The following is an 18298-nucleotide window of genomic DNA, read 5'->3' as shown; positions in this document are numbered from 1 at the left end:
AATGTCGTTCAACCCAAAAAACACTTATAGATTTTTGAAGTTAGCTGCCATAGATATCGGCTCCAACGCTGCCAGATGCCAGATCACGAATGTGTTTAACCAAAACGGACTCGTAACTTTTAAGCGTGTGGAGTATGTGCGTTATGCGATCAGGTTTGGAGAAGATGTTTTCGACTCAGGTTACATTAGTGAGTACAAGATAGGCAAGTTCATAAAGCTCATGCACTCTTTTCAGTTGCTGATAGATGTGCACGATGTGGAGCACTTTATGGTTTGCGCCACCTCCGCCATGCGCACCGCACTTAATTCTGAGGAGGTGAGAGCCCGTGTTTACGATGCCATCGGCATGCACATCCAGGTTATAGACGGTGTAACAGAAGCTGATCTGATTAACAAGGTAATCATTAATTTCCTAGACGACCAGAATTACCTGCACATAGATGTGGGCGGCGGCAGCACCGAATTCAACATTTATGTGAACCGCGAAAAGATGGTGTCGAAGTCTTTTGAACAAGGCTCCATCCGCCACATGCAGGGCAACGAATCGGCGGAGCTATGGGACTCGATGCGCTACTGGATTGAGGAAAACACCAGCCGGTTTGCCCTGACACAAGCCATTGCCACCGGCGGAAACATCAACAAGATTTTTGAACTGGCCGGGCAGGCGGCAGGCAAGCCGATAACGCTGCAGCAGATAGAAGAAGTTACTGCCCGCATAGCGGCCACCAGCATGGAAGACCGCCTTACCAGACTCCTTTTGAACCCAGACCGTGCCGACGTTATTCTGCCAGCCGCTGAAATCTACCTGTCTGCCATGCGGTGGGCACGCCTGGACACCATGCTGGTGCCTGCCGTAGGCCTGAAAGACGGCATGCTCCACGCCCTTTACGAACAGCATTATCCTGAGCGTTTCGTTATCAACCAGATCGATTAAACGTTTCCCCAACAGGATCAGCAGAAGTGCCTCTGGAGGGCCTCTTTTATTTGAATAATTTGCTTCAGATAACAGAAATTCCGCCTCAGGGCCTCGATGCAGGAAGCAGCGTCTGACATCGGACACAACTCAACTCCATTTTCCAAGATCTGAACCACTGCACATTCAGCCCGTACCTATTAGTATATTCAACTAAAACGGATAAGCTATGAAATCTGAAAAAACGAATGAACTGCAGCACCTGCTGATTAAGTGTATCACTGCCTGCGAGACCTGCGCCACCATGTGCCTGCAGGAAGATGATGTTAAAATGATGGTGAAATGTATTATGCTGGACCGCGACTGCGCCGACATCTGTACCCTTACAGCAAGGTTTGTAGCCAGAAACTCACCTCACGCCAAACATGTGATGAAAGAATGTATAGAAATATGCAGGCTATGCGAGGCAGAATGCCGACAGCACCAACACGACCACTGCCAGAAATGCGCCGATGCCTGTAAGGAGTGTGCCGACGCCTGCGAAGCCTGGGTCGGAGACCATGCCTCTACTATGTAAAAAGCAAATCTCTGTCTTTAACAAAACAGGCTGGGCCGGAAGTTTTTCTTCCGGCCCAGCCTGTTTTGTTAAAGACACACGCTACTAAAATCTGCAGGCCAACCCGACTTTACTAAAAGATGGCATCCAGAATGGCTGAAATAACAGATAGCACGAGGCTGAAAATAAGGGCCCACCAAAAGCCGTCTACAGTAAAGCCCGACACCACAGTGCTCGCCAATAAGATAATAACAGCATTGATTACCAGCAGGAAAAGCCCCAACGTAATAATGGTAACCGGAATGGTCAGCAGGATCAGGATGGGCCGCACGATGGCATTGAGTACAGCCAGCACAACAGCTACAATCAGCGCGCTCAGAAACCCTGCCACATGCACGCCTGGCAAAATATAAGAAGCCAGCAAAACGGCTACGCCAGAGAGTAAAATCTTAATTATTATTCCCATAGTTCAGAACAATTATATCCATGTGTATATATAGAGATGCTATACGCAAGTGCCCCTATAAAGATAAGTTCTGTTGCCTGGACCAGCAGTGTTGCTCCAGCTAATGTTACAGTTTGAGTAAGCTTTTGCAATGTATAATTTCTCCCATAGCTCCCATAGATTGGTATCTATAGGTTTATTGTAGCAGTAAAGCTCCTGCAAATCTACCTGCTTACTTAACGCCGTTCCTTTGCCAAGTGCAAGAGAAAGAATTATACGCACTATCAATTATCTTGCTACCAACCGATAGGTATTTCCTTTGCTGGTGGCCAAATCAACTTGCTGTGTGGCTGGCAGATTTACTGTTTTATTAGCGGCCTTCGGCGAAACTAGTGGGTCCTTTATACTGGCTGTCTGGTAGAACTCGTTCGGATTTCCCCCACTTGCCTGCTTCATCTCACCTTTACCTTCTACGCGCAAGGCTTCAGTTGCTCTGATTCTTAAATTTCCACCGAGTTTCGAGTGCACGGACAGGTTTTTTACCTTGCCGTTTTCCCAGCGCATGTCCACTACAAAACCTCCACGGGCAACCAGACCTTTCACTTCGCCAGTCTGCCACCTGTCTGGCAGGGCGGGCAGCAGGTGCAGGGCACCATCGTGGCTCTGCAGCAACATTTCGGCTATTCCGGCTGTGCAGCCAAAGTTTCCGTCTATCTGGAAGGGCGGATGTGCATCGAACAAGTTCGGGTAGGTGCCGCCACTCTCCCCTTTCGAATCGACTGGAGCTGGCGTTAACTGGTCTTCTATCAGTTTATAGGCCCGGTTACCGTCCAGCAGCCTCGCCCACAGGTTCACTTTCCAGCCCATAGACCAGCCCGTAGATTTATCGCCTCGGTACACGAGGGAGTTCCTGGCGGCACCGAACAGTTGCGGCTGGCTGAAAGGCGAAACCTGGTTGCTTGGGTACAGCCCGTAGAGGTGCGACACGTGCCGGTGCTTATCGTCGGTGCGGTCCCAGTCGTGCATCCACTCCTGCAGCTGGCTGCGCTGCCCTACCTGCATAGGTGGCAAACGGTCGCGCATCGTTTTTAGCGAGTCGGCAAAAGCCAGGTCGGTGCCTAATGCGGCAGCCGCATGAATTACGTTGGAGAACACATCGAACACCAGCTGGTTATCCATGGTGGTACCGGCCGCGATAGACACGCCGCTCTGGTGTGCATTTTCAGGCGACATAGAGGGGGCTACCACCAGCCATTTGTTTTCCGGCTCCTCCTGCAGCACATCAGCATAGAACCAGGCTGCCCCTTTCAGCACCGGGTACACTTCCTGCAGAAACTTCTTATCGCCGGTGTACAGGTAATGCTGCCACATGTGTTGTGTGAGCCAGGCGCCGCCCATAGGCCAAAGTCCATAAAAAGCGCCGTCTATGGGGCCGGTCATGCGCCAGATATCGGTGTTGTGGTGCATGGTCCAGCCTCGGGCTCCGTACATTTTAATCGCAGTCTCTTTTCCTGTCTCAGCCAGCTCTTTTACCATCCGGAACAGCGGCTCGTGCATCTCCGGCAGGTTGGTGACCTCAGCGGGCCAGTAGTTCATCTCGGTATTGATGTTCACGGTGTACTTGCTGTCCCAGGGAGGCGACACTTTATCGTTCCAGATGCCCTGCAGGTTGGCAGGCTGGGTTCCGGGCTGTGAGCTGGAGATAAGCAGGTAACGCCCGAACTGAAAATATAAGGACGCCAGCTGTGGGTCGTTGCCTGTGGCAAAGGCAGCCAGGCGGACATCAGTAGGCTTATTGGCCTCCTCTGTTACACCTAAATCGAGCGAAACCCTGTCGAAGTAGGTGCGGTAGTGCTTGGTGTGCGCTTCTTTTGCCTTCTTATAGTTCTTTTTAACCGCAGCAGCCAAAAAGTCAGAGGCTCTCTTTTCTTCATTGCCGCTCAGGTCGTTGTAGTTTTTAAAGTTGGTGCCCATCGAGATGTAGATGGTTGCGGCACTGGCACCGGTTACCGTCAGCGTGTTCGCCGTGGCAGTTAGTCGTCCACCTTCAAGTACGGGCTGAACAACGGTATGAAATTTCACCTTGCCGGTTTTGTTATCAGCGTTACCAGACACGCCCGAGAGCAAGAGCTTATTGCCCTGAGTGCTCACCCTGTTTTTAAGCTGCGGACTGTCGGCGCCCAAGGTAAAAGACAGGCTTTTCCGTTTATCTGCAGTGAGTCGCACGATGATCACCTCATCCGGAAAGGAGGATATAATTTCGCGTTTGTAAGTTACTCCGTTTACCTGATAGGATACCGACGCGACAGCCTGCTGTATGTCCAGATCGCGATAATAATTTGCCGCCTTGTCGTGCCCCGGGAATTCAATAAACAGATTACCTATTGGCTGGTAAGGCATGCCGTAGTTATTGTCTGGGGAGGCTGCCCTTGGAACTACCTGCATGGCCAGGTCCTGCGCCTCCTTGTTTTTTCCTTCCATCAGCAACTTTCTGATTTGAGGCAACTCGCTATAAAATGCAGGGATGACATTGTTACCCGGTTCCCCTGCCCAAACGGTTTCTTCGTTTAACTGAAGCTGCTCTTTGGCAGTTCCTCCAAACACCATGGCCCCGATCCGGCCATTACCGACGGGCAGGGCCTCGTTCCAGTTAGTAGCCGATTGCTCGTACCAAAGCTTATGCGTGGTTGGCTTAACCTGGGAAAAACAACAAAGGGTGATGAGAAGGAACGGGAGGCAAAGAAGAAAATGCTTTTTCATGTATAGGTTTTTATCAGATATTACATTTGAAAAGAGTTAACAGATAATGCCAAATCGCTAAACCAGTACCCGCAGTCCTGCTCATGACGCACTCCCCGGTACTTATTGCAGTTACAGGTGAGCCTGTAACTGCAAAGTTTTTTGTATATGCCCCGGCTAAAATAATATTTTTATCGCTGGAAGAGCAATTTTATTTGAATACTTAACTTAGTTGAAACAGAAGCCTACCCTCGGAATTCAATTATCCCCGGAGGTGTGGCAATAAGTTTCTGCAAGCCCTCCTTAAGTTGCACATCGTTTTGCTCTGCTGGCAATAAATACACGCTTTCCTGGTAAGGGGCGTGTCGGTAATTCCGGCAACTTCAACAGCAAGGCTGATTTTAACCATAACTGAAATAGACAAAGCCAATGCCTACAGGGCATTGGCTTTGTCTATTCTTAACTCTTGATTCAGTTTAGGTGATTACACCTCCAGCCGCTTCTGCGACACCGCCATCCAGTTGCAAAGCTTATAGAGCAGGCGGGCCCCTACGTTGCCGTTCCACTCGCTGTCGCCGGGGGCTACTTCGCACAGGTCGAAACCGATGATCTCGCGCCCTGATTTCACGAGCGCTTTGATCAGGTACACTGCCTGCTCAAACTCCAGACCGCCCGGCACAGGTGTACCCGTGGCTGGGCAGAGTTTTGGGTCAAGGCCATCTATATCGAAGCTGATATACACTTTTTGCGGCAGCTGCGCGATTATTTTCTTACATTCTTTCTTCCAGCTGTCGCCTTCGTACAAGTTCTCCTTCAGCACGGCATCATAAAAAATAGTGATCCGGCCGTTAGATTGTTCCGCCATTTCGGCCTCGGCCTGGCAAATGTCGCGGATGCCTACCTGCACCAGCTTCTTAACCTGCGGCAGCTTCAGGGCATTGAACATAATGGAGGCGTGTGAATACGTAAAACCTTCGTAGGCATCGCGCAGGTCGGCGTGCGCATCTACCTGCAAAATGCCGAACTCCTCGTGGCGCTCGGCCAGCGCATGCATCAGGCCCAGCGGCGTGCTGTGGTCGCCGCCCAGCACACCTACCAGTTTGCCCTGGTCCAGGTAGCTAAGCGCCTTGGATTTAAGCCACTGCAGCAGCTCTCCCCCTTTCTGCGTTACCTCCATGGGCAGGTTGGCATAGGCCTCCTGCTCCGAGGCAGGGCAGCCATCCTCCAGCCAGTTAATGTACGATTCTGCCTTGCCACGAAGCGCCTCGCTGGTTGCTTCCCAGTCAGAGGAGATTTCTTCCATGGCGATGCCCAGTTTCCAGGCATCTTTAATGGCGGGTTCAAACAGGTCGAGTTGCGGTGAGGCTTCTTTCACGGCCAACGGCCCCTGCGCTGTGCCGGCACTGTAAGACACGGTTACCTCCCAGGGCACCGGCACAATCACCACCTCAGCCTCCTCTATCGTAAAAGGAAGCCCAAACAGGCCGCCGTTCACATCGCCTACACCATTCGGGTCGAAGCTGGCAATTTTCTCTACTTTACTGTTGCTGTTAATGGGTTGGTTCAGCGGAGTATTCATTTATAAGATGTTTTGACTTTGTACTTAATAGCTCTTTCACGAAATTTGGCAGGGCAAAGGCGGCTGTATGAATGTGCTCATTGTAGTATTTCAGGCCTTGTGCTTGGGAGAAGGCTGCTGCCGCCTCACGGTCGTAGCGGAGCGGGTGCGCATCGCCTTTGGAGGAGTACGAGAAGCTCCAGGTACCGGTTGGATACGTAGGTATGGCCGCCAGGTAGCAATGCACTTTATCCTGCCCGAAAATCTGCTTGTACGTTTCGTAAATTTCCACAAATACGGGGCTGTTAAAACGTGGCGACTCGCTCTGCGTAATCATCAGGCCATCAGCCGTCAGGCAGCGGTGCACTTGCTTGTAGAACTCGGCTGTAAACAACCCTTCGCCGGGGCCAACCGGATCAGCAGAATCGACAATAATAAGGTCATATTGTGCGTCAGCGCACTCGGTTATATATTTTATGCCATCTTCTACCAGCAGGTTCAGGCGCGGGTTATCGAAAGACACGGCTGTTTCGGGCAGGTGCAGTTTGCAGGCTTCTATCACGAGCGCGTCTATCTCCACCAGCGTTACCTCCTCCAGCTGCTCGTGGCGCAGCAGTTCGCGCACGGTACCGCCATCTCCGCCGCCAATCACCAGGGCCCGTCTGACCTTCGGGTGACTGAACATGGGCACATGCGTAATCATTTCGTGGTATACATACTCATCCTTTTGCGTGCACATCACCATGCCGTCCAGCGTCAGCATGTTGCCGTAAGCCAGTGTTTCATAAATTTCCACGCGCTGGTAAGGCGAGTCTTTTTTATACAGCTGGTTGCCCGTGTGCTTCAGCGAAAGGGCAATGTTCTCGTCGCGCTCGGTAAACCAGATATCCCGTGTAATGGTGCCCATTTTTTCGGCGGGCTTGGGAGACACATCGCGTAGCGACCCCAGGTTAAAGTCGAGGCGTTTGAGCAGGTCCAGCTGGCCACGGCGGCACTCCATCGAGGAACCGTGCCCGGCCTCAAAAGCCTCTTTCAGGTAGTTATAAGAAACCCAGGGGTTTACGGAATCTCCGCAGGTAAAGAGGTCCACGGCCGCGTAGCCATATTCCGGCCAGGTGTGGATAGCCAGGTGGCTCTCCTGAATTACCACTACGCCAGACACGCCATAAGGAGAAAAGTGGTGAAAGGTACTGTTAATAACCGTTGCTCCGGCTGTTTCGGCGGCGGCCACCATGCTGTTCTCGATGTGCATCACATCGTTCATGAGTTCCGGGGAACAATCGTAAAATTCAACTAAAATGTGTCTTCCTAAAGCATCCATCCATTAAGGGAGTAAGTAAAAAACTATAGCCAACAAAAAAACGAAAACTATAGCTATAATCAAATACAAAAGAGCAGCCAGGGCCGAAGGGAGTTACTAATTATCTGATTTACAGCATCTTGCTTATGCATCAGCAATAAAGACAGGAGCTCCGGAGGGGCATTTTTATTGGAATAATTTGGTTACTGGATGTTGGTCGCTAAATGTCTTTATGGTTAAATTAGCTGAATGGTAAGTAAAAAAGGGTTGTCTTAATTGTCATTCAGTGAAGCTCTGGGCCAGCACCTATAGCTATGGCTACTGGCTAATATGTCTGTGTTAACCTGATAACTGATTCAGCTTTGGCTACTACTGCTGCACTGTTACTCCTGTAGGGAATTCTCTACTTAGCGAAAGCCGTATGGAAACTCCTTTTTACGAGAGGGTATTACATTCTGCAGAGTCCTGGGGTAGGGGCCTTCAGTAAAGATTCAGACAAAAAATCTAACATCTAGTATCTAACATCTATAAAAGCCTCAGGAGGCGCAAATTCATTAGCATAATTTGGAAGATGCACGAGTTGAGGTTCAGAAATGGCTTTAGCTGCATCAAAACCGTAGTTGCAGGCGCCCGGAATAGAGGAAGGGCAATGGCATGCGAACACTCACAGAGTTCTGTTCCGCAGCCTGTGGCTGATAAGATCCGTTACCACGCCATAGCCACGCAGCCTTCTGAGAAGAGCAGGAGGCTAAAAGAGCAAAGAAACAAGGTTATTCTTCTCCCAGGATATTGTTTTTGTTTTGCGTGAAGGTTCTGATGATATCGATCATTTTGAGCAGCGTGTTTGTATCGAAGAAGAGCATCAGGGGCAACTCCACACTTTTCAGGTTATGGGTAAACTGTGTGATGACCGTAAAGACCAGCGGCTGAAAGAGCGGGTGCTGCACCAGTATATCTTTTAGAGAATCGGCGATGTAGCTTTTCGGGGCCTTGGGTGGCGAGCCGTAAATATTGGATTTCAGGATGTTGGCGAGTTGCGTGACCAGCGCACCCGTAATAATGTTGCTGATCTCCAGCAGCAGCGACTCCTGCATCAGGTTCAGCTCCCCTTTCTGCACCTCCAGCATACTCAGGCAAACCTCGGAAAGGCGGGCTATATGGTCGTCGGAGAAGAGCAGCAGCGTAGACCCGTTAAAGTCGCCTTTTATGTCGGACTGGATGATCACGTGCGTGTTCTCATACTTTGCCACCAGGCTTATGAGCTCCTTCACCTCTATTATCTGGATATCAGGCACTTTCAGCAATACCCTGTCCCGGGCGATGGCCGCAAACGAATCTGCGGCACGAGCCAGCCCTATATTAAGAATCTCCTTAATGATATCTCTTTCTAAATCTGTAACCTGAGGTTCCATTATAATAGTCCAATTAGTCGGTTTATTGCCCATCACTTCAGCCTATCTTCTATTAATAAAGTAGCGCGTTATGGCGGGTACATCCAGCACCAGGCACACTTTGCCGGTACCGAGCAAGGTCACCCCGCCATAAATATCGATGTTATCGAGTGGCTTTTTCAGTGACTTTACCACAATGTCCTGTTGTCTGTAAAGTTTATCTACAATTAATCCGAGCTTTCTGTTATTATACGACACTATAATAATGTTCTGCACCTGCCCTTTCAGCCGTGTCACATCGCCCAGGCGCATGGTGTCCGGGGCTGAGTTGAGCAGCTCATTCAGGTAAACCACCGCTATGGTCTCCCCTTTTACATCTGCCAGCAACACCTCCCCTACCTCATGCAGCTCCGACACGTCCATAGACACCACGGACTCTGTGTGAATAAGCGGGATGGCGTAGTAAATATCGTCTACCTCAAACAACAAGGCTCCTTTAACCGCAATAGAGGTAGGCAGCCGCAAAATAAACGTGGTGCCTTTCCCTTTCTCTGACTCAATATTAATCCGGCCACCAATAGAGTCGATCGCGTTTTTCACCACGTCGAGCCCTACGCCTCTGCCCGAAAACTCTGTTACCTCTTTGGCCAGCGAGAAGCCCGGCTCAAACAAGTAAGACAGCAGCTCGGCCTGCGGCAGGTTCTCTACCACATCGGCAGGAACCATCCTGCGGTCCACGGCGGCCTTCCGCACCTGCTTCAGGTCTATGCCCTTCCCGTCGTCTATCAGTTTAATAACTACGTTTTCCCTGTCGTTGCGTGCTGTCAGGGCTAAGCGGCCTTCCCGTGGCTTGCCTGCCTTCAGTCGCTCTTCCGGTTTTTCAATACCATGCGTAATGGCATTCCGAACCAGGTGCAGCAGCGAGTCTGTAATGATCTGCAGAATGTTCCGGTCTATCTGAATATCCTGCCCGATCAGCTCCAGGTTCACTTCCTTTTTCTCGGCAACGGCAATATCGCGTACAATGCGCGGAAACTTGTTGAACAGGGACCCTACGGTTACCAGCCGGGCATCCATCACGCTGTACTGCAGCTCTTCTGTAATCCGGTACAGGTGCGAGCTCACGCTCATGAGCTCGTCATTATTCAGCTCTCTGCTGATAGACAGGATCCGGTCGCGGTCTATCATCAGCTCCCCCACCAGGTTGAGCAGGTGGTCGAGCTTCTTTATCTGGATGTAGATCAGGTCCGAGAGCGAAAGTTTTCTGGAAGTGTTATACTTCTGCACTTTCGCCAGCTCTATGGTGCTGTCCGACAGGTTATCTACAATAATATCGAGGTTGCGCAGCAGGACAGGGTCTGGTTCGCCCATGCCAGGATTATCGACGTTGCTGATCAGCTCTCCCAGCATATCAATCCCGTCAAAAAGCACAGTCACCACCTCATCGCTGAAGCTCAGCTCCTTGTTCCGGATCAGGCTGAAGGCCGTCTCCAGTTTATGCGACACCTCCGAAATCTGCAGATACCCGATAGCTTTGGCATTGGCTTTAAGATTATGCAGCAACCGGAAAATCTCCGCCAGCACATGATCGTCCTGCGGCTTTCTTTCCAGATCACTGATGTGCCTGTTCAAGGCATCAAAATACTCCAGCGCTTCTGCTATAAAAATCTCTTTATACTCCTGCTCTCTTGATTTCATGTAATGCTGTCAGTTGCACTGACCTCGTACCTGTTCTCCGCAAATGCGTTTATAAATCCGGCAATTTCTTCTAAGTGCAATACTTCATCAATCAGTCCTTTGTCTATGGCCGATTTTGCCATTCCGAATATGGCTGATGAGGCATCATTCTGGGCAACCATAAGGCCCTGGTACTTTTTCAGGAAAGATGCCCCCTCGGTGCCGTCTTTCCCCATACCCGTCAGGATAACACCGGCTACCTTAGCTACGGTGCTCTCTGCCACCGATTGCATGAGCAGGTCTACAGAAGGCTGGTCCAATGAAGCTATTTCGTCAGCAAAACCGATCTTCAGGTTGCTCCTGCTGCCCATCACCGACTCCACTACCATGTTTCTGCCTCCCGGAGCGATGATAATTTTGCCGGGCTTCAGCAAAAGACCGCTTCGCCCTTCCACCACCGTTAGTGGCGTCAGGAGCTGCAGCCGCTTCGAGAAAGACTTTGTAAACCGCTGTGGCAGGTGCACTGCTATCAGAATACAAGCCTTCAACTCAGGCGACAATTGCTTTATAATAGTCTCTATGGCTTGCGTGCCGCCCGTAGAGGCTCCCATAACCACCACGGCACCGGCTCTGGCCGGTAGCTTTACCGGAGCTGGCAGGTCTAATGTCAGCTCCTGCTCCAGCATATGCAGGCGTGCCGTAGGGTACATGTACTCCGACTCCCGAACTGCCCTTATCTTTTGCAGCACTTCCTCAGAAATGCTTCTGTAGCTCGGGTATTTGGTGCCTTTCGGCCTGATGATGATGCCATATACACCCAGTTCAGTGGCCTGTTTCACCAGCTCCAGTGTCAGTTGCTCCTTGTCAACGAGCAGCAGCACGGGTGTTGCCACCTCCCCGTATATGCGTTTTAAGGTAAAGAACCTGTTGTTCTTGGGCAGATGAAAATCAATCAGCACCACATCTGGCTTTGCTGTTTTCATCTGCCTGAGCAAATCATCTCCGTTAGCCGCCATCCCTACCAGTACCAGATCTTCCTGTTCCTGTATTATGTCTTCCAACACCAGTCTGGCATAGCTCGATTTATCTGCTACCAGTACTTTCAGCGTCTGCTCCACCACCCTCATTCATCCTCCTGCGCTTAGAACTAACCTGATTAAAATGTTTCCTTTTTTGTCTTCAGTTTTTAGTCTTCAGATGGTGCACCAAGTATCTGGCTCACCACTTCCAGCACCTTCTCTTCTGAGAAAGGCTTTACAATGTAAGCCAGCGCACCGTATTCCAGCGCCTCATTCACGATCACTTCCTGCCCTACGGCACTCACGATCACCACTTTCATGTCGGGTTGCTCGCTTTTTATTCCCTTCAGCACATCCAGCCCGGTATTGTCCGGCAGGATCACGTCCAGCGTAATCAGGTCCGGGTTCGTTGTCTTCGCCAGTTCCAGGGCCGTCTGCCCGTTAGGGGCCTCCCCCACTATTTCGTAGCCGGCATCAGACAACATGTTCTTCAACATGGTGCGCATATAGAAGGAATCATCTACAATCAGAATTCTTTTCATACTTTATGTTAGTATAGTATTTTCGTTTTAACTCACCAGCTGCTTTATCTCATCATGGGTCAGGATCTTAAACATATCCAGCACCACGATCAGCTGGTTATTTACTTTGGCAATCCCTTCGATATAATTTTCGTTTATGCTGACATCCTGAAGGAACGATGGTGCCTTGTCTATTTTGGACATGGCTATGTTAAGCGACTGCGGCACCTCCTGCACCACCACCCCAATGCTATAATCCTTTGCCTCGATTACCAGAGTGTAGGTAGTACGTACCGGCTCATTTTCCGGCACAGGTGCCGGACGTATGCCAAAGCGCTCCTCCAGGTTCATGATCGCGATAATATCGCCCCGAATATTGGCCACACCTTTTATAAAGTGGGGCGTGCGCGGCATGCGTGTAATGGTTGGTGTAACCGTTACTTCTTTTACCTGCTCTATTTTAATGCCGTAGCTCTCGGTACCTAGCTTAAACACCACCAGGTGCACCATTTCCTCAGGTCTGGTATTTTTCGGGCTGCTCTCCCGGTTGTCGGCCGGGGCAGAGGCCTGCTCGGTATTATTCACTTCTGCCTCCGTCTGCGGGTTTGCTCCCTTCTTCGCCTGTGCCATTTTTTGCTGTTTTAACCATCTTAAGATTTAGATGAACCTGCTTTTTTGCCCGCAGATTTTGTCTGCTTCCGTTGAGCAGGAATTGCTGCCAATCGGCCTCCTTTATGGGAGCTGTTGAAAACCAGGTTTCCATCAATAAGCTTAAACGCAGAGATACTGATCTGCAGGTCCGCCGCGATGTCGTTCAGGTTCTGAGACGAAGAGGTAAGTTCCTGCATGGAGCCCGACAGCTGCTTGGCTGTACTGGCCACCTGCTGTGTGCCGGAGGCTGTTTGCTCGGCAATCGCCACTACTTCCTCCACATACTTCACTACATCGCCGATACTGGATTTCTGCACTTCTGTCGCCGTCAGGATATCCTGCGCGGAGCGTAGTGTTTCACCACTGGTAGCGGCAATGTTCTTAAATGCCCCAGACGCCTCAAAGGTGGCATTTTTACCTTTCAGTACCCGGCCCTCCATGGTAGAGATAGCCGTGGCGGCAGAGGCGGTGTCTTTTTTCACATCGTCCACAAGTGTCGCAATTTCACTGGCCGATTTGCGGGAGCCTTCTGCCAGCTTCCTGATCTCTTCGGCTACTACCGCAAAGCCTCTGCCTGCCTCGCCGGCACGGGCCGCCTCAATGGCAGCGTTCAGGGCGAGCAGGTTTGTTTGAGAAGCGATATCGGTAATTACCCCAAGCGACTTGGATATTTCCTGTGAACGTGTGCTCAGAACATCAATCGTTTTGGCAGTAAGCGCGGCAGAACTGGAGATTTCCTCCATATTCTTCACCACTTCCGCCACTGTTTTGAGTCCGAGCTGTGAGGTTTCTTCTCCAAGCAAGGCCGCCTTGTTCACTACTTCGGCTCTGTTGGCAGTTTCTTTGGTGCCTTTCATGATCTCCTCAATCAGCTTAAAGGCTTGGTCTGTTTTGAGGGCCTGGTTCTGCGCACCCTCTGCCATCTGCTGCATGGCTAAGGCCACATCCAGCGTTACACGGTTCATTTCCAATCCTTTGCCAGCCATTTCTTCTGACGAAGAACCCACTACCAGCGAGGAATCGTTTATTTCGCCAAGCAGGGCGTTTAGGTTGTCAACGGCCAGGTTCAGGGCGTTGGCCATATCCAGGATATCACCGGCTGTTTGTGCCTCTACTTTCTGGGTCAGGTCACCTTCTGAGATGGCCCGAACTACCCGCGACACTTCCAGCACTGGTGTCACGATGGACTCCAGCAGGTCGTTGAGGGTGTCTACCAGTTCTTTCCAGCTTCCGCCCACACCCTGCAGGGTGGCGCGCTCGGTCAGTTTCCCTTCCACACCCGCTACTCTGGCCACACGGCTCACTTCACCAGCCAGCCTGTTCAGGTCCACCACCATGGTGTTGATGGTATCGGCCAGCTCAGCTACTTCGCCGCGCGCTTCTAAAGTCAGTTTCTGCGTCAGGTCACCTTTTGATACTGCTGTCACTACCTTCACGATACCGCGCACCTGCGTGGTAAGGTTAGAGGCCATGGTGTTCACATTGTCAGTGAGGTCTTTCCAAACCCCGGCCACGTTCGGCACATTGGCCTGGCCGCCCAGTTTCCCTTCGGTACCTACTTCCAGGGCCACACGGGTTACCTCACCGGCAAATATGTTCAGGTAATCTACCAGCTGATTTATGTTTTCCTTCAGTTCGCCCAGTTCGCCTTTCACATCTACCGATACCTTCTGTGTCAGGTCGCCTTTTACTACTGCTGTGGCTACCTTGGCGATGTCGCGTACCTGAGAGGTCAGGTTGCTGGCCATGGTGTTTACGTTGTCGGTCAGTTCTTTCCAGGTGCCCCGTACTTTGGGCACATTGGCCTGGCCTCCTAGTCTACCCTCAGTACCCACCTCACGCGCTACACGGGTTACCTCGTCAGCAAAAATATTGAGCGAGTCCACCATCTGGTTGATATTCTCCTTCAGGTCCAGGATCTCTCCTCTGGCCTCTACTGTAATTTTCTGGCTCAAATCGCCTTTGGCAACGGCCGTAGAAACTTTGGCGATGTCGCGTACCTGCGAGGTCAGGTTGCTGGCCATGTAGTTTACATTGTCGGTCAGCTCTTTCCAGGTACCACCCACGTTGGGCACGTTAGCCTGGCCACCCAGTTTACCTTCGGTGCCCACCTCACGTGCCACACGGGTTACCTCGTCAGCAAAGATGTTGAGTGAGTCCACCATCTGGTTGAGGTTCTCCTTCAGGTCCAGGATCTCTCCTCTGGCCTCCACCGACACCTTCTGGGTCAAATCACCTTTCGCTACCGCAGTGGCTACCTTGGCAATGTCCCGCACCTGAGAGGTAAGGTTGCTGGCCATCGAGTTCACGTTGTCGGTGAGGTCCTTCCAGGTGCCGCCCACGTTCGGAACGTTGGCCTGGCCGCCCAGCTTACCCTCGGTTCCTACTTCACGCGCCACACGAGTCACCTCATCACCGAAGATGTTAAGCGAGTCCACCATGAAGTTGATGTTCTCCTTGAGCTCGGCGATCTCGCCACGGGCCTCCACCGTGATCTTCTGCGTCAGGTCGCCCTTGGCTACGCCGATGGCCACCTTGGCAATGCCCCGCACCTGCGTGGTGAGGTTGGAGCCCATGGTGTTTACGTTGTCGGTAAGGTCTTTCCATACTCCGGCCACGTTCGGCACAATGGCCTGGCCGCCCAGCTTGCCCTCGGTACCCACCTCACGCGCCACACGGGTTACCTCGTCAGCAAAGATATTGAGTGAGTCCACCATCTGGTTGAGGTTCTCCTTCAGGTCCAGGATCTCTCCTCTGGCCTCCACCGACACCTTCTGGGTCAAATCACCTTTCGCTACCGCAGTGGCTACCTTGGCAATGTCCCGCACCTGAGAGGTAAGGTTGCTGGCCATCGAGTTCACGTTGTCGGTGAGGTCCTTCCAGGTGCCGCCCACGTTGGGCACGTTGGCCTGGCCACCCAGCTTACCCTCGGTTCCTACTTCACGCGCCACACGAGTCACCTCGTCGCCGAAGATGTTGAGCGAGTCCACCATGAAGTTGATGTTCTCCTTGAGCTCGGCGATCTCGCCGCGGGCCTCCACCGTGATCTTCTGCGTCAGGTCGCCCTTGGCTACGCCGATGGCCACCTTGGCAATGCCCCGCACTTGCGTGGTGAGGTTGGAGGCCATGGTGTTCACGTTCTCGGTGAGGTCTTTCCAGACACCGGCCACGTTCGGCACAATGGCCTGGCCGCCGAGTTTACCGTCTGTACCTACTTCCAGGGCCACACGGGTTACCTCGCCAGCAAATACATTCAGGTATTCAACCAGCTGGTTAATATATTCTTTCAGTTCGCCCAGTTCGCCTTTCACGTCCACCGACACGTTTTGAGTCAGGTCGCCTTTGGCAATGGCTGTGGCTACCTTGGCAATGTCGCGCACCTGCGAGGTGAGGTTGCTCGCCATATAGTTCACATTGTCGGTCAGGTCTTTCCAAACTCCTCCCACATTCGGCACGGTTGCCTGGCCTCCCAGCTTACCCTCGGTACCCACCTCACGTGCCACACGGGTTACCTCGTCAGCGAAGATATTGAGCGAGTCCACCATCTGGTTTACGTTCACCTTCAGGTCAGCCAGCTCGCCTTTTACATTCACTGTGATCTTCTGGCTCAAATCGCCTTTGGCAACCGCTGTAGACACATTGGCGATATCACGCATTTGTGCCGTCAGGTTGGAGGCCATGTAGTTTACATTGTCGGTGAGGTCTTTCCAGATACCGGCCACATTCGGCACGTTGGCCTGGCCGCCCAGAATTCCTTCGGTGCCCACCTCACGTGCCACACGGGTTACTTCCGCGCCAAACACATTCAGCCTGTCCACCATTTCATTCAGGATATCTTTCAACTCACCCAGCTCTCCTTTCACATCCACCGACACCTTCTGCGTCAGGTCGCCTTTCGCTACAGCCGTAGCTACATTAGCAATATCACGCACCTGCGAGGTCAGGTTACCAGCCATCAGGTTTACATTGTCGGTCAGTTCTTTCCACGTGCCCTCTACTTTTGGCACGTTGGCCTGGCCGCCCAGCTTACCCTCGGTTCCTACTTCGCGAGCCACACGGGTTACTTCCCCGGCAAATATATTCAGGGAGTCCACCATCGCGTTCAGGATATCCTTCAGCTCGGCAATCTCACCTTTCACGTTCACTGTAATTTTCTGCGTCAGGTCACCTTTGGCAACAGCGGTGGCCACGTTGGCGATGTCGCGCATCTGAGAGGTCAGGTTGCTGGCCATGGTGTTCACGTTGTCGGTCAGGTCTTTCCATACACCGGCTACGTTCGGCACTTTCGCCTGGCCGCCCAATCTTCCTTCGGTGCCCACCTCACGCGCCACACGGGTTACCTCATCAGCGAAGATGTTGAGCGAGTCTACCATCTGGTTCACGTTGTCCTTTAGTTGGGCAAATTCCCCGCGCACATCCACCGATACCTTTTGGGTCAGGTTACCTTTGGCCACACCTATGGCCACGTTGGCAATGTCGCGCACCTGGGCTGTGAGGTTGGAGGCCATGATGTTTACGTTGTCGGTGAGATCTTTCCAGATACCGGCTACGTTTGGCACAGAGGCCTGGCCGCCCAGTTTACCTTCTGTTCCCACTTCCAGGGCCACACGGGTTACCTCGCCGGCAAACAGGTTCAGGTTGTCAATGGTGCGGTTAATGGTTTCGGCCATGACCTTGAAGTCGCCGGAAACAGGGATCTGGAACGTTTCGTCGAGGTTACCGCGCGAGATATTCTTCAGCACCTTACCTACTTCCAGCACCGGCACGGCAATGGAGTCAACCAGGCCATTGATGTTGTTGATCATATCCTTCCAGAAACCGGAGGCGCTCTCGGCAGATGCACGGGCCTTGAGGTTACCCTCCACTCCGGCCACTTTCGATATTCTGGATACTTCGCCCCCTACCCCGCCGATCATCTCCACCATGGAGTTATAGGCTTCGGCTATCTCAGCAAATATGTCGTTGTCCTGCTTGGTGAGGCGCACCGAGATATCTCCTTTTTTAAAGGCATCGAGCGCATACAGTACTTTGTACAGCTGCTCGTTAATATATTCGCTATCCTGATGTTTTAAGCCATTCTTCTTCCCTTCTGCTTTTCCGTTCTTTCCGTCAGGTATGGCAGGTTTGCCGGAAGCCTTTTCCGCATTAAGCGTAGCCTTTTCAGGAGAAGTGGCGGCACCGGCCGGAGCAGCAGACTGTGCCGTTGCATTTCCAGGGGCAGGCGGGGTAGTTGCCGTGGCAGGATCGCCAGCCTTGCGGGCCGGGCCATCTTCCAAGGTAGTAGTTGCTGGCTTAGCGTCGGCCTTTGTGTCGGGAACAGGCTTATTCTCTTTTTTGGCTTCTACTTCACTAATGAGCTTATCCTTGCTCAACTTCAGATTTTTACCTAAGGCCATATTAAGTGTGATTTGGAAAATTCAATTTGATCAGAAGAAAAGGCACCTGTGCACACTGGCATCAAACCTACCCTATATCAAAACCAATGCAATTTAACTATTTTAAATTTATGCTGAAACAGCAATATTTAC

General features: G+C 51.7%; 12 protein-coding genes. 2 read left to right on the top strand and 10 right to left on the bottom strand.

Annotated features, from left to right (window positions below; genetic code table 11):
- The first annotated feature begins 34 nt into the window (after window positions 1-34).
- Both FJM74_RS09890 and FJM74_RS09885 read left to right on the top strand, forming a co-directional pair.
- Complete coding sequence (locus FJM74_RS09890; RefSeq protein ID WP_187262442.1) at window positions 35-934, top strand: Ppx/GppA phosphatase family protein; 900 nt, start codon at window positions 35-37, stop codon at window positions 932-934.
- A gap of 208 nt (window positions 935-1142) precedes the next feature.
- A complete protein-coding gene (locus FJM74_RS09885; RefSeq protein WP_187262441.1) occupies window positions 1143-1490 on the top strand; it encodes a four-helix bundle copper-binding protein in 348 nt (115 codons plus the stop codon).
- A 112-nt stretch (window positions 1491-1602) separates the two neighbouring features.
- Here FJM74_RS09885 and FJM74_RS09880 read toward each other — a convergent pair whose 3' ends face one another.
- The 10 genes from FJM74_RS09880 to FJM74_RS09835 form a co-directional block, all read right to left on the bottom strand.
- Window positions 1603-1935, bottom strand: coding sequence for a phage holin family protein (locus FJM74_RS09880; protein WP_187262440.1), 333 nt, complete (start codon window positions 1933-1935; stop codon window positions 1603-1605).
- 267 nt (window positions 1936-2202) lie between these two features.
- On the bottom strand, window positions 2203-4674 hold the full coding sequence (locus FJM74_RS09875) for a glycoside hydrolase family 95 protein (RefSeq protein ID WP_187262439.1): 2472 nt from the start codon (window positions 4672-4674) through the stop codon (window positions 2203-2205).
- A gap of 463 nt (window positions 4675-5137) precedes the next feature.
- Complete coding sequence (locus FJM74_RS09870; RefSeq protein ID WP_187262438.1) at window positions 5138-6232, bottom strand: agmatinase family protein; 1095 nt, start codon at window positions 6230-6232, stop codon at window positions 5138-5140.
- Window positions 6204-7532, bottom strand: coding sequence for a polyamine aminopropyltransferase (speE, locus tag FJM74_RS09865; protein ID WP_187262437.1), 1329 nt, complete (start codon window positions 7530-7532; stop codon window positions 6204-6206). Before speE ends, FJM74_RS09870 begins: the two co-directional genes overlap by 29 nt.
- 749 nt (window positions 7533-8281) lie before the next feature.
- Window positions 8282-8923: a chemotaxis protein CheC gene (locus tag FJM74_RS09860; protein ID WP_241739049.1), complete on the bottom strand. Its 642-nt coding sequence runs from the start codon at window positions 8921-8923 to the stop codon at window positions 8282-8284.
- A 42-nt stretch (window positions 8924-8965) separates the two neighbouring features.
- The gene (locus FJM74_RS09855) at window positions 8966-10600 is read right to left on the bottom strand and encodes a chemotaxis protein CheA (protein ID WP_187262436.1); all 1635 of its coding nucleotides are present in this window, start codon (window positions 10598-10600) and stop codon (window positions 8966-8968) included.
- Window positions 10597-11706 carry a chemotaxis protein CheB gene (locus FJM74_RS09850; protein WP_187262435.1) on the bottom strand — a complete coding sequence of 370 codons (1110 nt, stop codon included), beginning with the start codon at window positions 11704-11706 and terminating at the stop codon, window positions 10597-10599. The genes FJM74_RS09855 and FJM74_RS09850 overlap by 4 nt, the downstream gene beginning before the upstream one ends.
- Window positions 11707-11765: 59 nt before the next feature.
- Window positions 11766-12140, bottom strand: coding sequence for a response regulator (locus tag FJM74_RS09845; protein WP_187262434.1), 375 nt, complete (start codon window positions 12138-12140; stop codon window positions 11766-11768).
- Window positions 12141-12167: 27 nt separating this feature from the next.
- A complete protein-coding gene (locus FJM74_RS09840; RefSeq protein ID WP_187262433.1) occupies window positions 12168-12749 on the bottom strand; it encodes a chemotaxis protein CheW in 582 nt (193 codons plus the stop codon).
- A 20-nt stretch (window positions 12750-12769) separates the two neighbouring features.
- A complete protein-coding gene (locus tag FJM74_RS09835) occupies window positions 12770-18166 on the bottom strand; it encodes a HAMP domain-containing protein (protein ID WP_187262432.1) in 5397 nt (1798 codons plus the stop codon).
- Window positions 18167-18298: the final 132 nt, after the last annotated feature.

It is taken from the genome of Pontibacter beigongshangensis, from assembly GCF_014332515.1.
Lineage (GTDB): Bacteria > Bacteroidota > Bacteroidia > Cytophagales > Hymenobacteraceae > Pontibacter > Pontibacter beigongshangensis.
The sequence above is the reverse complement of the archived record's forward strand: the minus strand, read 5'-3'. Positions and strand labels throughout refer to the sequence as shown.

Excerpts from the sequence above, each read along its gene's own strand:
- FJM74_RS09835 (WP_187262432.1), bottom strand. The coding sequence starts at position 18,166 with ATGGCCTTAGGTAAAAATCTGAAGTTGAGCAAGGATAAGCTCATTAGT.
- FJM74_RS09860 (WP_241739049.1), bottom strand. The coding sequence starts at position 8,923 with ATGGAACCTCAGGTTACAGATTTAGAAAGAGATATCATTAAGGAGATT.
- speE (WP_187262437.1), bottom strand. The coding sequence starts at position 7,532 with ATGGATGCTTTAGGAAGACACATTTTAGTTGAATTTTACGATTGTTCC.
- FJM74_RS09870 (WP_187262438.1), bottom strand. The coding sequence starts at position 6,232 with ATGAATACTCCGCTGAACCAACCCATTAACAGCAACAGTAAAGTAGAG.
- FJM74_RS09850 (WP_187262435.1), bottom strand. The coding sequence starts at position 11,706 with ATGAGGGTGGTGGAGCAGACGCTGAAAGTACTGGTAGCAGATAAATCG.
- FJM74_RS09875 (WP_187262439.1), bottom strand. The coding sequence starts at position 4,674 with ATGAAAAAGCATTTTCTTCTTTGCCTCCCGTTCCTTCTCATCACCCTT.
- FJM74_RS09840 (WP_187262433.1), bottom strand. The coding sequence starts at position 12,749 with ATGGCACAGGCGAAGAAGGGAGCAAACCCGCAGACGGAGGCAGAAGTG.
- FJM74_RS09845 (WP_187262434.1), bottom strand. The coding sequence starts at position 12,140 with ATGAAAAGAATTCTGATTGTAGATGATTCCTTCTATATGCGCACCATG.
- FJM74_RS09885 (WP_187262441.1), top strand. The coding sequence starts at position 1,143 with ATGAAATCTGAAAAAACGAATGAACTGCAGCACCTGCTGATTAAGTGT.
- FJM74_RS09880 (WP_187262440.1), bottom strand. The coding sequence starts at position 1,935 with ATGGGAATAATAATTAAGATTTTACTCTCTGGCGTAGCCGTTTTGCTG.
- FJM74_RS09855 (WP_187262436.1), bottom strand. The coding sequence starts at position 10,600 with ATGAAATCAAGAGAGCAGGAGTATAAAGAGATTTTTATAGCAGAAGCG.